14 protein-coding genes are annotated in these 14,416 nt (G+C 67.7%); 3 read left to right on the top strand and 11 right to left on the bottom strand.

Translation table 11 applies throughout. The features are described 5' to 3' along the window. Nucleotides 1-7: 7 nt before the first annotated feature. From OG300_RS30365 to OG300_RS30395, 7 genes are all read right to left on the bottom strand, one after another. Nucleotides 8-1,177, bottom strand: coding sequence for a globin domain-containing protein (locus OG300_RS30365; RefSeq protein ID WP_405486841.1), 1,170 nt, complete (start codon nt 1,175-1,177; stop codon nt 8-10). Nucleotides 1,178-1,772: 595 nt separating this feature from the next. After that, nucleotides 1,773-2,168: a heat shock protein transcriptional repressor HspR gene (locus OG300_RS30370; protein ID WP_405486843.1), complete on the bottom strand. Its 396-nt coding sequence runs from the start codon at nt 2,166-2,168 to the stop codon at nt 1,773-1,775. Continuing rightward, nucleotides 2,168-3,343, bottom strand: coding sequence for a molecular chaperone DnaJ (gene dnaJ / locus OG300_RS30375; RefSeq protein ID WP_405486845.1), 1,176 nt, complete (start codon nt 3,341-3,343; stop codon nt 2,168-2,170). The genes OG300_RS30370 and dnaJ overlap by 1 nt, the downstream gene beginning before the upstream one ends. A 63-nt stretch (nt 3,344-3,406) precedes the next feature. After that, nucleotides 3,407-4,036, bottom strand: coding sequence for a nucleotide exchange factor GrpE (gene grpE, locus OG300_RS30380; protein WP_405486847.1), 630 nt, complete (start codon nt 4,034-4,036; stop codon nt 3,407-3,409). Then, the gene (dnaK, locus tag OG300_RS30385) at nt 4,033-5,871 is read right to left on the bottom strand and encodes a molecular chaperone DnaK (RefSeq protein WP_405486849.1); all 1,839 of its coding nucleotides are present in this window, start codon (nt 5,869-5,871) and stop codon (nt 4,033-4,035) included. The genes grpE and dnaK overlap by 4 nt, the downstream gene beginning before the upstream one ends. A 329-nt stretch (nt 5,872-6,200) precedes the next feature. After that, nucleotides 6,201-6,980, bottom strand: coding sequence for a DUF1707 domain-containing protein (locus OG300_RS30390; protein WP_405486851.1), 780 nt, complete (start codon nt 6,978-6,980; stop codon nt 6,201-6,203). An 8-nt stretch (nt 6,981-6,988) separates the two neighbouring features. Next, nucleotides 6,989-8,056 carry a DUF1707 domain-containing protein gene (locus OG300_RS30395; RefSeq protein WP_405486853.1) on the bottom strand — a complete coding sequence of 356 codons (1,068 nt, stop codon included), beginning with the start codon at nt 8,054-8,056 and terminating at the stop codon, nt 6,989-6,991. Between the two features lie 151 nt (nt 8,057-8,207). On the opposite strand from OG300_RS30395, the gene OG300_RS30400 reads away from it, so the two are divergent. Further along, nucleotides 8,208-9,101, top strand: a complete 894-nt coding sequence (locus tag OG300_RS30400) for an LLM class flavin-dependent oxidoreductase (protein ID WP_405486855.1) — start codon at nt 8,208-8,210, stop codon at nt 9,099-9,101. Between the two features lie 6 nt (nt 9,102-9,107). Here OG300_RS30400 and OG300_RS30405 read toward each other — a convergent pair whose 3' ends face one another. Then, nucleotides 9,108-9,590, bottom strand: a complete 483-nt coding sequence (locus OG300_RS30405) for an SRPBCC domain-containing protein (RefSeq protein ID WP_405486857.1) — start codon at nt 9,588-9,590, stop codon at nt 9,108-9,110. Nucleotides 9,591-9,694: 104 nt separating this feature from the next. Here OG300_RS30405 and OG300_RS30410 point away from each other — a divergent pair, with 104 nt between their 5' ends. Beyond that, nucleotides 9,695-10,171, top strand: coding sequence for a winged helix-turn-helix transcriptional regulator (locus tag OG300_RS30410; RefSeq protein ID WP_405486859.1), 477 nt, complete (start codon nt 9,695-9,697; stop codon nt 10,169-10,171). Here OG300_RS30410 and OG300_RS30415 read toward each other — a convergent pair. From OG300_RS30415 to OG300_RS30425, 3 genes are all read right to left on the bottom strand, one after another. Further along, nucleotides 10,160-11,038 carry a sigma-70 family RNA polymerase sigma factor gene (locus OG300_RS30415; protein ID WP_405486861.1) on the bottom strand — a complete coding sequence of 293 codons (879 nt, stop codon included), beginning with the start codon at nt 11,036-11,038 and terminating at the stop codon, nt 10,160-10,162. The two genes, OG300_RS30410 and OG300_RS30415, sit on opposite strands and share 12 nt — an antisense overlap. Before the next feature lie 52 nt (nt 11,039-11,090). Further along, nucleotides 11,091-11,963 carry a haloalkane dehalogenase gene (locus tag OG300_RS30420; protein ID WP_405486863.1) on the bottom strand — a complete coding sequence of 291 codons (873 nt, stop codon included), beginning with the start codon at nt 11,961-11,963 and terminating at the stop codon, nt 11,091-11,093. A gap of 72 nt (nt 11,964-12,035) precedes the next feature. Then, on the bottom strand, nt 12,036-12,548 hold the full coding sequence (locus OG300_RS30425) for a MarR family winged helix-turn-helix transcriptional regulator (protein ID WP_405486865.1): 513 nt from the start codon (nt 12,546-12,548) through the stop codon (nt 12,036-12,038). Between the two features lie 111 nt (nt 12,549-12,659). On the opposite strand from OG300_RS30425, the gene OG300_RS30430 reads away from it, so the two are divergent. After that, entirely contained in the window at nt 12,660-14,339 is a 1,680-nt protein-coding gene (locus OG300_RS30430; protein WP_405486867.1) for an MFS transporter, read from the top strand. Nucleotides 14,340-14,416: the final 77 nt, after the last annotated feature.

The following is a 14,416-nucleotide window of genomic DNA, read 5'->3' on the forward strand; positions in this document are numbered from 1 at the left end:
GCGGGAGCTAGAACAGCGGGTCGTGGCGGATGTTCTCCGTCGGGGTGCCCGCGGCCATCAGCCGGAACTTGGTGGTCTGCACCATCGACGGCGCGCCGACGATCTGTACGTCGCGATCCTCCCAGGAGCCGTGCGCGGCGACGATCTTGCCGATCTGGCCGATCTCGCGCGGTTGCAGGCCCGGGAACTCCGGTGTCTCTTCGGAATTGTCGAAGTGCCACCAGGGGTTCTCGTCGCTCTCGGTGACCGGGGTGACGGTGAGCCACTTGTTGGCGCAGGCCAGTTGGCTCAGTACCTCGAGGTCGTAGAGGTCGCACGGGTAGTGGCCGCCGACGAACAGGTCCACCTTCGGGTTGGAGCGGCGGGCGGCCATGGCCATCAATTGCGCACGCAGCGGGGCGATTCCGGTGCCGCAGCCGATCATCAGCAGTTTGCGGCGGGTGTTGCGGGGCACGCCGAGCCCGCCGAGGGCGGAGCCGATCAGCCACTGTTCGCCGACCCGCGTGTGTCCGACCATGGCCGGGCTGACCCAGCCGCCGGTGACGCCGCGGATGTGGAATTCCAGTTCACCACCGGGATTGGCGGGGATGGCCGGGGACAGGTAGCGCCACATGCGGGGCCGGGACGGGATCTGCACGCTCATGTACTGGCCGGCCGCGTACTGCATGGGCTGGTCCAGCTTCAGGCGTACGACGGCCAGATTGCGCAGCACTTCCCGGTGCTCGATCACGGTGCCGGTCCACACCGGCGGCGTGGTCTCCTGATTGGCGGCGGTGATCATGGTGTCGGCGATGACGCCGATGCCCTCGTCCCAGGCGCGGCCGATCTCGTCGGTCCACAGTTCGGTGCCGGCGTAGGCCTCGAGCGCGCTCTTGAGTGATTTGCCCACGGCCGCATAGTGATCGGCGACGACACCGTACTTGCGGTGGTCGCGGCCGAGTTGCGCCAGGAAGGGCAGTAGCCGGTCGGGTTCCTCGAGCCGGTCCACCACGTAGGCGATGGCCTTGACCAATCGGTCTCGTTGGGCATCGAGGGCGGCGGGGAAGAAATCGCGTACCTGTGGATACTCCGTGAAGAGGATGGAGTAAAACGATCGGGCGAGTTTCTCGGCGCCGCCATCCTCCGCAGCTACCGCCTTGAACGTCGTTCTAATCAATGCGACGGTCCGCGAATCCATTTGTGTCACAACCCCATTTCGCAATCGAACGCAGGCGTGACGGGCGAGTGAAGTTGCCGCGGGACACTCGACAGCAGCCGTTGCTCAGCAAGTGTAGGCGAGGTTAGCCAGCTACGGAACGGGACGTTTCAATATCACGCCCTTTATTCCTCTGAAACATGAACTTTGCGGGGTATCTGAGCCGAAAACCGACTGCTCAACTGGAACACGCCGCCAGACACGGGGTTTCGGACGTCGATCATGGCTGATCCGTTTTGCAAGACTCAGGAAAACAGCGATCGTGCCGCAACCATGCCCCGCATCGAATTACCTTGCAGCATACGGACAAAACTCATGATTAGAAGTTTTCGTCTACCTACCGGTCTGTTTGTATTTCGCAATGCTAAATCACTTCGCGAATCCCACTGCACCACCCGATGACTCAGCACATTGCTCGCAACAAACCGCAACCGGGCGAACACCGAGACTCGTCCGCCCGGAGCACCGCCACGAAGACCCATGGCATGCAACGCGAAAGCAGACCGCCCGCAACACGAAAGAAGAGGCCCGGAGACCGTGGTCTCCGAACCTCTTCTGCTACAGCGCTACCCGTGGACTACGGGAGATTTCGGCGGTTGCGGGGCTGCCACACCACGAGAGCCGTACTGCGCTGCGGCGGTGTCAGATCCGGACGGTACCCCGCCCGCAGTCTTTCCACCTCCGCGGCCAGCTCGCTCACCTGCTGCTGCAACTCCTCGACCTGGTTGGTGAGTTCGATGATCCGTTTGATGCCCGCCAGGTTCACGCCCTCGTCCTGGGACAGCCGCTGCACTTCGCGCAGCAGCTCCACGTCCCGGTCCGAATAACGCCGCCCGCCGCCCGAGGTGCGTTGCGGCGTAACGAGACCCAGTCGGTCATAGGTGCGCAGCGTCTGGGCGTGCATGCCCGCCAGCTGCGCGGCCACCGAGATCATGAAGTAATGAACCTCGGTCTGCTTCGGATCGGAACTCATTACGCACCTGCCCATCCCGCACGTGGATCGAAGCCGCTGGTCTTCTCCGCCTCCGCATAGCGCCGCAGCGCCTCGGTGGCATTGTCGTCCAGCTTCTGCGGCACCGCGACCTTCACCGTGACCAGCAGGTCACCGGCTCCGCCGTCGCGCTTGGGCACACCGCGTCCACGCACCCGCAGGGTGCGGCCGTCCGCGGTGCCCGGCGGCACCTTGACGCCCACCCGACCCTCGAGGGTCGGCACGGACACCGTGGTGCCGAGCACCAGTTCGGCGTAGCTGACCGGCAGCACCAGGGTCAGATCGTCGGCATTGCGGCCGAAGACCTTGTCCTGGCTGACGTGCACGGTGACGAACAGGTCGCCCGGAGGCGCACCGCGCAGGCCCGCCTCACCCTGACCAGCCAGCCGGATCCGCTGCCCGTCGCGCACGCCCGGGGGAATGCGCACGGTGATGGTCCGGGTCCGGTTCTGGATACCCGAACCCCGGCAGTCGACACACGGATCGTCGATGATCGATCCGGTGCCGCGGCAGTCCTCGCACGGCTCGCTGAATCCGAACGCACCCTGGTTGCGGCTGACCACGCCGGTTCCGTTGCAGTGCGGGCAGACTCGCGGGCTGGTGCCCGGCTTGGCGCCACTGCCGTGGCAGGTGGTGCAGGCGGCCGGGCTGGTCATGCGCAGCGGGACGGTCACGCCCTGGGCGGCCTCGCGGAAGCCGAGGGTCGTCTCGGTCTCCACGTCCGAACCGCGCCGCGGACGCGACGAGGTGCGGGTGCCGCCCCGGTTGAACAGGCCACCCAGGATGTCGCCGAGGCCACCGTCGGAGGCGGAACCGGCGGCCCCGCTGCCGAAGATGTCCCCGATATTGAAGTCGCTGGAGAAGCCGCCGCCCTGCCCGTACTGCGGGCCGGGGGTGAAGCCGCCGCGGCCGAAACCGCCGCCCGCGAACAGCTTGCGGGCCTCGTCGTACTCCTTGCGCTTGTCCGGGTCCGAGAGCACGGCGTGTGCCTCGCTGACGGCCTTGAACCGCTCCTCGGCCGCGCTGTCCCCGGGGTTCTTGTCCGGGTGCAGATCACGGGCGAGCTTGCGGTAGGCCTTCTTGACCTCGTCCGGGTTGGCGCTGGAGGAAATACCCAGCTCTTTGTAGAAGTCCTTTTCGAGCCACTCACGATTCACCGGGCATCTCCTCCTTTCCTGGGTGTCGGCGTCGGCGTATTACGCGGTGCCGACCGAATCGTCTTAATTACTCGCGGCGGCATCGGGGCCACCGTTCTTCGCATCCGGTTGCGCCGCAACCGAATCCGCCACATTGTCGGTGACGCCGACCAGTGCGTGCCGCAGCACGCGGTCGCCGAAGCGGTAGCCCTTGCGCATCACCGTGCCGAGCACGGGGTCCGCGCCGCTGCCCTCGTGCTGCACGGCCTCGTGCAGCGTCGGGTCGAAAGGCTCACCGGTGGAACCGAATTCCTCGAGGCCCTGCTTCTGCAGTGCGGTCTCGAGCTTGTCGGCGACCCCCTTCAGCGGGCCGGACTCCAGGTCGCCGTGGGCGCGGGCGCGATCGAGATCGTCGAGCACGCCCAGCAGTTCGGCGACCACCGAGGCCTTGGCGTTGTCGATGGTGGCCTTGCGGTCCCGTTCGACGCGGCGGCGGTAGTTGGCGTATTCGGCGGTCAGACGTTGCAGGTCGGAGGTGCGCTCCGCCAGCTCGGCGCTGATCGCGTCGGCGATGATGTCCTCGCCGACCTCGGGATTCCCCTCGGCACCGAGGGCCGCGGCATCCGCCGCGGCCTCGAAGACCTCACCCGTAGGCGCGAAGCGCCCGTCGAACGCGGCCGGATCGACGTTGTGTTCCGGGTTCTGGTTCGTCACTTCTTCTCAGGCTCCTCGACGACCTCGGCATCGACCACGGTGTCATCGGTGGTCGGTGCGCCCTGGCCGTTCTCCGACTGGCCCTCGGCCGCGGCCGACGCGTCGTAGATGGCCTGGCCCAGCGCCTGCGACTCGGTGGCGAGCTTCTCCACCGCGGCCTTGATGACCGCGATATCGGTGCCCTTGAGCGCCTCGTTGGCCTCGGCGATGGCCGCCTCGACCTTCGACTTGATGTCGGCCGGGACCTTGTCCTCGTTGTCCTTGATGAACTTCTCGGTCTGGTGCACCAGCGACTCGGCCTGGTTGCGGGTCTCGGCCTCCTCGCGGCGGGCCTTGTCCTCCGAGGCGTGCGCCTCGGCGTCCTTGACCATCCGGTCGATCTCCTCCTTGGACAGGCCGGAGCCGTCCTGGATCTTGATCGTGTTCTCCTTGCCGGTGCCCTTGTCCTTGGCCGTCACGTGGACGATGCCGTTGGCGTCGATGTCGAAGGTGACCTCGATCTGCGGCACGCCGCGCGGGGCCGGCGGGATGCCGGTCAGCTCGAAGGATCCGAGCAGCTTGTTGTGCGAGGCGATCTCGCGCTCACCCTGGAAGACCTGGATCTGCACGGACGGCTGGTTGTCGTCGGCCGTGGTGAAGGTCTCCGACCGCTTGGTCGGAATGGTGGTGTTGCGCTCGATGAGCTTGGTCATCACGCCACCCTTGGTCTCGATACCCAGCGACAGCGGGGTGACATCGAGCAGCAGGACGTCCTTGACCTCGCCCTTGAGCACACCGGCCTGCAGGGCGGCGCCGACGGCGACGACCTCGTCCGGGTTCACGCCCTTGTTGGGCTCACGGCCGCCGGTCAGTTCCTTGACCAGGTCCGAGACGGCGGGCATACGGGTCGAACCACCAACGAGGACAACATGATCGATGTCGCCGACGGCGATGCCCGCGTCCTTGATGACGGACTGGAAGGGCTTGCGGGTGCGGTCCAGCAGATCGGAGGTGATCTTCTGGAACTCGGCGCGGGTCAGCTGCTCGTCGAGGAACAGCGGGTTCTTGTCCGCGTCGACCGTGATGTAGGGCAGGTTGATCGAGGTCGACTGCGAGGACGACAGTTCGATCTTGGCCTTCTCGGCGGCCTCGCGCAGGCGCTGCAGGGCCATCTTGTCCTTGGTCAGGTCGATGCCGGCGCTGGCCTTGAACTTGTCGACCAGCCAGCCGACGACGCGCTCGTCCCAGTCGTCGCCACCGAGGTGGTTGTCACCGGAGGTGGCGCGAACCTCGACGACGCCCTCGCCGATCTCCAGCAGGGACACGTCGAAAGTGCCGCCGCCGAGGTCGAATACGAGGATGGTCTGCTCTTTGTCACCCTTGTCGAGGCCGTAGGCCAGCGCGGCCGCGGTGGGCTCGTTGACGATGCGCAGGACATTGAGGCCCGCGATCTGTCCGGCTTCCTTGGTGGCCTGGCGCTGTGCGTCCTCGAAGTAGGCGGGGACGGTGATGACGGCGTCGGTGATCTCCTCACCGAGGTAGGCCTCGGCGTCGCGCTTCAGCTTCATCAGCGTGCGCGCGGAGATTTCCTGGGGGGTGTACTTCTTGCCGTCGATCTCAACCGACCAGTCCTCGCCCATGTGGCGCTTGACGGACCGGATGGTGCGGTCGACGTTGGTGACGGCCTGGTTCTTGGCGGGCTGACCGACGAGCACCTCGCCGTTCTTCGCGAACGCCACGATCGACGGCGTAGTGCGCGATCCTTCCGAGTTGGCCACGACGACCGGCTCACCGCCTTCGAGAACGGCGATGACCGAGTTCGTGGTCCCGAGGTCGATACCGACCGCACGAGCCATGGTGTTTCCTCCTAGTTGTGCTTACCTGCTTCGAGTGCCGGACCGCGGCTCCTGACACTTCGAGGAGCATGGTCCGCAGTAACACTGAGCGTGGTCGGCTCAATCCTGCCCCCGTCGCGCGTCTCGCGCAACTTGAACTTGAGTCCGAGTCACTCAACCTTGTACTGATCGGTCCCAACCCGCGCCGCAAACGGTCTATTCCCGGGGTCACGAAATTTCTTCGGAGGGCGCGGGCGGGCCGCCGCCATTGTGTCCATACCGCCCGGTCTGCAACCAGGAACGCGCCCGGATCGTGACGATCGGGGCGCACGACTACGGGCAGGTACGAATCAGCTCGGTGGATAGATGGCGATCGGCTCGCCCTTGGCCGTCACCTTGAACCAGCCCCCGCGCGACTGCCCGCCCGCGGCATCCACATAAACACTGACCTCGGGGCCGCCGTCCGCGCCGCGTTCGATACCGATATGCGCGATCTGCCCGCCCGGCACCCCGGCCGACTCCGGCGCGCCGGCCAGCAGCGCGGCCAGCTTGCGCAGATCCAGCGCGGCCAGGTCGAAGGTGTCCTCGCCGGACGAGCGCGCGCTGTCGGAGAAATTGGAGAAACCGCCGTCGTAGCGAATGCTCGCGTCCCGGCCGGTGTCCGGGGTGCTGCGCCGATCCACCATCACATAGGTGGGGAACAGCAGCACCTGATCGGCCTTGGTATCGCCGAAGTGGGCCTGATAGGCCGCCACGAAACTGGCCAGTCCGGCCCCGGTGGTCGGATCGGGCAGCGGAGGCTTGGGAGCGGCGGTGTGCGCGACACAACCCGCGAATCCGCCCACCACGGCCGCGACCGCGAGCACGATCACCGCCAGCCGCCAGCGGGTGGACGGGGTGCGCCGATCCGGCCGCACCACTGGGGAATTCACCAGATTGCGCGGAATCTGCAGGTCCCTCAGCACGTCGTCGAGTTCGCCGAAGAGCTTGGCGGCCATGGCTTTCGAGGTGCGCTGAGCGTGCTCGTCGGCGCTCAGCTCGCCGGAGTCCCGGGCGGCGTCGAGCAGGGTGCACGCGTCCACGCGATCACTGTCACGGGCTCGGAGCAGCTGGCTGCGCATATCGGTCATCGTCTCGCCTATCTGCCGAAAGTCGCAGTGCGCACGATCTGGCCCGCGAACGACACCTCGAGGTAGCCACTCTCATTGGCCTTGTTGCCCACATAGATTCGGACGATCGGCCCCTTGGCGCTCGGTTCGATGTCGAGGTAGTTGATGACGCCCTGATCCACCTTGGTGAGCGCGGGGGCCTGGCTCAGCCACGGCGCGAGCGCCGCCACGTCCAGGGCCGCCAGGTCGGCGGTGGCGGTGGCGACCGGGCGGGTCTCGGGGGTGGTGCCGTAGCCGAAGCCGCCGCGATATTCGTAGCGCACCTGGCGGTTCGGCGCGGTCGCCCGGGTCACCGACGCGTAGCCGGGGAACAGGTCGGCCTCGTCGACGAGGGTGTCGCCGAACTTCAATCGGTAGGCGTCGCGGAAGTAGGTGATGCCCTCGACCGTGGTGAGATCCGGTCGCGGCAACACGATCTGGCGGACCACGCCCAGATCCACCGAGGGCGGACCGGCCTGGGGCGTCGCGGGTCGATCGACCGCGATGAAGGCTCCCACCGCGACCGCGACCGCCGCGGCGGCGACCCCTCCGACGAACCAGCCGCCCCGGCGCGAACGCGGTGGCGCGGCATCCGGCGGCGCGTCGGCGGATCGTTGCAGATCGTCGGTGAGCTGGGTCAGATCCCCGAGAGTCCGTGCCTCCCCGGCGAGTTCGGTGAGGGTCCGATGATCGGGTTCGCTGAGCTGGCCGTCGGCGAGCGCGGCGTCGAGCAGCGCGCAGGTGGCCTGCCGGTCGGTGTCGCGGGCGCGGGTCCCGGGCGGATAGGCGTCGACCCGGCGGCGCCGTCGCGACCCGGGGGTGGGGATCTGCGCCGCGGTCTTGTTCGGTTGCAGGTCACCGACCAGCGCCTGTAGTTCGCCGAGGGTCTGCGCGGCCTGCGCCCGCTCGGAGCGCTGGTGGTACTCCGCGGCCCCGAGTTCGCCCTCTTCATAGGCGGCGTCGAGCAGCGCGCGGGCGTTCACGCGGTCGATATCGCGGGCCCGGGTGCGTCCGGACGGGGCCGAATTCCCGGCCGATCCGGACGAATTGGAGCTCACGCGGGCATCGTATCGGCATTGGGGTGGGCTCGCCCGGGGTGATCTGCAATCAGACACGCCCGAGCGCGGGCGCGGACGTCCGAAATGCCGGATATAGCCGGGGTGGCCCATCAAGATCTGACTCGTCGATTCCCGCTGGTGAGGAGGTCGGATGCAGGCCCGCTTCGGAATCTCGGTCGCACCGGTCGCCGCCGCGCTGCCGGACGTCATCGACATGGCCGTGGCCGCCGATATCGAGGGCCTCGACCTGGTCGGCATCCAGGACCATCCCTACAACGCCGAATTCGCCGACGCCTTCGCGGTGATCGGCTCCTGCCTGACCGCGACCGGTCGCGTCAGCCTCTACCCCGGCGTCGCCAACCTGCCGCTGCGCACCCCCGCCATGATCGGCAAGCAGGCCGCCACCTACGACCTGCTCAGCGGTGGCCGCTTCGAACTCGGCCTGGGCTCAGGGGCTTTCGAGAGCGGCGTGATCGGCATGGGCGGTCCGGCGCGCAAGGGCACCTCCGCGCTGATGGCGCTGGCCGAGGGCATCGCCATCATCCGAGCGGAATGGCGGCCGGGACAACTGGTCTCGGTGGTCGGCAGCGAATACACGGTGCAGGGCATCGAGGGCGGGCCCGCCCCGGCGCACCCGATCGGCATCTGGCTGGGAGCCATGGGCCCCAATACCCTCGACCTGATCGGGTCGGCGGCCGACGGCTGGGTCGCGCCGCTGCCGAACTGGATGCCGTGGGAGCAGTGGGCCGCCGCCAATGCCCGCATCGACGCCGCCGCACGGACATACGGCCGCGATCCCCGCGACATCCGCCGGTTGGCCGCACTGCCCGGCGTGGTCAGCGATCGGCCGCTGCACCCGAATCCCCGTGGCTCCGAACCGATTCACGGCTCACCGCAGGAGTGGGCGCAGATCATTCTGGAGCTGGCACGCGACGCCGGATTCGACACCTTCGTCTACTGGCCGCCCGGCTTCGATGTGGACCAGGTCCAGCGTTTCGCGCGACAGGTGGTGCCTCTCGCGCGAAAGCTGCTGGCGGACCTGTGAATCCGGTTACGCCCGGGCGGCTTCGGCGCGGGCCTCGACCTCGCCGGAGAATTCACTGGGCTGACCGACGCCGGTGGCGACGAGGTCGCGCAGGCTCTCGGTGATATAGAAGGCCCAGGCGGTGGAACAGGCGTCGTAGCACTCGAATTCGGGCACCAGGCCGACGTGGGTGAACCGCAGTTCGGTGCCGTCGTCGACGGGGGTGATGTCGAAATGGATCTCGGTGCCGGTCCATTCGCCGGCGTCCTGGACGAAGGTCATCACGGTCTCGCCGATGTGCCAGACCACCTTGCGATCCGGGATCACCTCGGCGAGTTCGATATCGCTGCGGTGGACGCCGGGGACCTCGAAGACGAATCGGTCGCCGATGCTCGCGGTGCCGCCGCGGATGCCGGGTGACCACCAGCCGCGGGCGTTGAGGACAGCGGCGAAGACCTCGGCCGGGGTGTTGTCGACGGTGATGGCGGTCGTGAAGCTCTGCTCGGTCATGGGTATCCCGTTTCGCGGGTCGGAGTGGACAGCGCGCGCGATTTACTTTCATCACGATAGTGATATTGCTTGCACCACACAAGCGATTGCGCCAATCTGGAGTCATGTTGGGACGCCTGTACGAGGGAGAGGTCTGTTCGGCGGCACGCACCCTCGAGGTGGTGGGCGAACGCTGGAGTCTGCTCATCGTGCGCAACGCCATGTTCGCGGGCATGACCCGCTTCACCGAGTTCCAGCGGTCGCTGGGCATCGCCCCCAATATCCTCACCAAACGGCTGGCCGAATTCGTCGAGGCGGGCATCTTCGAACTGCGGCCCGGCGAGAACGGCGGCCACGGCGAATACGCCCTCACCGCCAAGGGTCTGGACCTGAAACCGGTCATCCTCGCCCTCACCGCCTGGGGCGACCGGTGGGCCGCACCCGACGGGCGGCCGGTCACCTACCGGCACACCGGCTGCGGCGGGGAAGTCGGTGTGAGACTGGACTGTTCGGCCGCCGACCACACGCCGGAGCTCACCGAGGTGGTCGCGGAACTGGCCCCGTGGGCCTATGAAAAGAAGTACGGGACCTCAGTCCAGTAGCGGGAACCGCCCCGAGTGCAGCAGTCCGGCGATGACCTCCACTTTCGCCTGCGGCGCAGCGTAATCCGGGTGTGAGCCGATCACGGCGGCCGCGTCGTGCAGCCGCACCATCTGCCGTTCCGCCTCCACCACCGTGCGCCCGCCCGCCGTCACCGGATGGGCGGCGTAGGCCGGGCGGCGCGGGTCCACCCGGCCCAGCTCCACCGCCCGCGCCACCCGCCGCGAACACCGGCACGCCGCTTGCGGATTCGCCAGCCCGCAGGACGCGTTCATGAAGTTGCCGAGCCGTTTCTTGGCCCGTTCCAACCGCTTTCGATAGGCAGCCGGGGTCGCGTCGACGATCCACGCGGCCTCCTCCGAACTCACCTCGAACACACTCGACAGCACGTAGGCCACCCGCTCGTCGCGGGCCAGGCATTGCAGCATGGCCTGCGTGCAGTTGAGCCGGGTCTCGCGGGCCAGCAACTCCGCCTCTGGACCGAGGTAGTCCGCTTCCGCCAGGCCGTCTTTCAGGTCCTCGCCGAATTCGTCGAAGGTGGCCCGCGACGTTTCCTGCGCCGATTGCCGCTTCAGGTTCAACAGGTAGTTGACCCCGATCCGGTATGCCCAGGTGGTGAGCCGGGCCTCGCCGCGGAAGCCGTCGAGGTGGCCGAGGACGCGCAGCAGGATCTCCTGCGACGCGTCCTCGGCGTCGGCGGGCCGCCCGGTCATCCGCAGCGCCAGCCGGTAGATCGGATCCTGGAGCAGCCGCACCACATCCGTGATGGCGGCCCGATCCCCACCCACGGCCCGCGCTACCAGGTCCCGCTCCGGCGCGCGTACGGCCACTGTCTCGCGAGGGTCGACGCGCTGCGGCTCGCTCTGCATTCCGCCAGCTTGGCCGGGTACAGGTGCGGCGCGCAACCTTCGGGAGCGGGTGTCACGCGGTGGCGGGACTGCCGGTGAGGGCGTGGCGGCGCGCCCAGTCGGCGACCGCCTGCCCGATGGCGTCGGGCTGATCTTCCGGGCAGTGGTGCCCGGCAGGCCCGATATTCGCCGTTTCGGTGGCCGCGAACGTGGTCGCCGCCCACTCGATGACCTCGGCCGAACCCAGGCCGACGCCGTCCTCCACAGCCATCACCAGCTTGGGGATATCCGGGGTGTCGGCCATCCAGCGGTCGTAGTTCTCCACAATCGCGACCACATCGGCCGGTTCGCCTTCGAGCGGAAATTCGCGCGGCCACACCAGCATCGGCTTACGGGATTCCGGGGTCGGGTAGGGCGCGCGGTAGGCGTCGAGCGCCTCCGGGGTGAGGGTGCGGGTGGAGGCGGGCATGTTGAATTCGATGAACATATTGCGTTCCAGGACCATCTCCTCGCCTTCCGGGGAACGCATGCGGCGGAACATCTCCGCGCCCAGCGGCGGCATCTCCGACCACCGCATCGGGCGCAGGAAGGTCTCGACCACTGCGACACCGCGTACTCGACCGGGATGCCGTGCACCCCAGTCCATTCCGAGCGCGCCACCCCAGTCGTGGCCGACGATGACGACCTGATCCAGGCCCAGCGCGTCGAACCAGGCATCCAGATAGCGGGCGTGATCCACGAAGCGGTAGTCGCTGTCGGGCTTGCCGGACGCGCCCATGCCGATGAGATCCGGTGCCAGCACCCGATTCTCACCGCTGAGGTGCGGAATCACCTTGCGCCAGATGTAGGAGGAGGTGGGATTGCCGTGCAGCAGCACGAGGGGGATCTCGCCGCTGCCGACATCCGTGTAGTCGATGAACGAGTCCAGCACGTCGATGCGAGCCATGGGATGTGTCCTTCCGGGTGAATTGCCTACACCTGGTTGGACACGCGCCGGCGGCGGCTGTGACAGCCCCCGTCAGTGGTCTGCGTCACACGACGGGGCAGTGCCCGGGGCCGCCGTCAGACCCGGATGGATTCCGGGCGTGAGCCCGTTGCCGTTGGCGGCACGCTGGAGCATCGACACCATCACAGCCTGTTCGGCCGGGTCCAGAGCCGACAGCATCTCGGCGTCCAGCCCGCGAGCGAGTTCGGCCGAGCGAGAGAGCAATTCGCGCCCGGCGGGCAGCAGATGCACGGCGTGAGCACGGCGGTCGGCGGGATTTTTGCGCCGCTCGACCAGACCGCGCTTCTCCAGGTCGTCGACCAGGCCGACCATGACATTGCGATGGATGCCCAGCGCCTCGCACAGCTGCTGCTGAGATTGGCCGTCGTTGGCCTCGAGGATGCGCAGCGTGCCGTGCTGCGGCGGCTTGATGCCCAGTGGCGCGAGCAGTTCGACGAAGCGGGTGCCGGAGTGAGAACCCAACTGCGCCAACAGGAATGCGGCGCTCTCGTACAGCAGCGGGTACTTCGGATCGACGTCGGTCACCACCCCAGCGTACAGCAATGCACACTCCATGATTGCCCTCTTGATTGATAATCACTTCAGGTGCATAGTTTGGTCAGTCGAACCATCCACCCACATCGAAGAGAGCTCGCCGTGGACACCGACAACACCCCACCCCTCGACCCCCGCCGCTGGATCGCCTTCGCCGTCGTGCTGGCCGCCGGATTCATGGATCTACTCGACGTCACCATCGTCAACGTGGCGGTCCCGAGCATCCAGCGCGACCTGAACGCCGCCTACTCGCAGATCGAATGGATCATCGCCGCCTACGTGCTGTCCTTCGCGGCGGTCCTGATCACCGGCGGCCGCCTCGGCGACATCTACGGCCGCAAACGCCTCTTCCTGCTCGGCATGGCCGGATTCACCCTGGCCTCGCTGGCCTGCGGCCTGGCCACTTCACCCGGCCTGCTGATCGGTTCCCGCTTCGTGCAGGGCGCGATGGCCGGGCTGATGGTGCCGCAGATCCTCGCCATCATTCGCGTCACCTTCCCCAAGCACGAGCGCGCCAAGGCCATCGCCGTGTACAGCGGGGTCGGCGGATCCGCCTCGGCGGTCGGACTGTCGCTGGGCGGACTGCTGGTGCAGGGCAACCTGTTCGGCCTGGAATGGCGGCCGATCTTCCTGGTCAACGTCCCCGTCGGGATCTTCGCGCTGGCGGCCGCGGCCGTGGTGATGCGGGATTCGCGGGCCCCGCACGCACCCAGGCTGGACATCGTCGGCATGGTGCTGTCGGTGTCGGCGATCCTGCTGCTGATCTACCCGCTCACCGAGGGCCGCCGATTGGATTGGCCCGCCTGGACTTTCGTCATGATCGGCGCGGCGGCCGCCGTCTTCGCGGCCTTCCTGGTCTACGAACGGTGGCGTGCCCGCACCATCGGCTCCCCCCTGATCGACCTGACCCTGTTCCGCTCCCGCCCGTTCACGGTGGGCCTGGCGAGCTGGCTGCTGTTCTGGATCGGCTTCGGCGGCTTCTTCCTCACCTGGACCCTGTTCATGCAGGCCGGTCTGGGCTGGTCCCCCATGCGCGCCGGCCTCACCTCGGTCTTCTTCGCGGTCGGCGCGGGCATCGGCGCCGGAGTCTCGGTCAGCGCCCTCGCACCCCGCTTCGGCAAGTGGGTCCTGCTGGCCGGAATCCTGGTCACCGCGGCCGGTTTCGGGCTGTACGGCGGCCTGGCCTCGCACTACGAATCCAATTTCGCGTCCTGGCAGATGGTGCTGCCGCTGATCGTCACCGGCATCGGCTTCGGCTTCGTGGTCGCGCCGACCATCGACATGCTGCTCGGCCAAATCCCCGACGGCGAAGCCGGAGCCGCCTCCGGCCTCCTCAACACCGGACAGCAACTCGGCATGGCCCTCGGCGTAGCCCTGGTCGGCATCCTCTTCTTCGGCCAACTCGACCACGACTCGTCCCGAGGCGTGGAATCCGTTGCCGCACAAACCCGCACCGAACTCACCGCAGCCGGAGTCCCCGGTCCCGCCCAGGACCAGATCCTCGCCGGATTCGCCGCCTGCGTACAAGCCCGCTCCGCCGAATCCGACCCCTCAGCAGTCCCCGCCAGCTGCCAATCCACCCCACCGACCCCCGACGTCGCCCGAACCCTCGCCACCGCAGGCACCGAAGCCAACGCAGTCAACTTCGCCCACACCTTCGACCACACCCTGACCTGGGGCATAGCCCTCATGACCCTGGTAGGCATCGGCTTCCTGGCCCTGCCGCGCAGTACCCGCCTGGAAGTCCACGAGGAGGCCGATGACGAGTTGATCAGCGTCTGAGAGGTTCCCGGCCCGCCGCCCGGCTGGCAGGATACGAACGAAGCAACCGCGGGTTCGGTGCGATCACCGGACCCGCG

It is taken from the genome of Nocardia sp. NBC_00511 (assembly GCF_045161165.1).
GTDB lineage: Bacteria > Actinomycetota > Actinomycetes > Mycobacteriales > Mycobacteriaceae > Nocardia.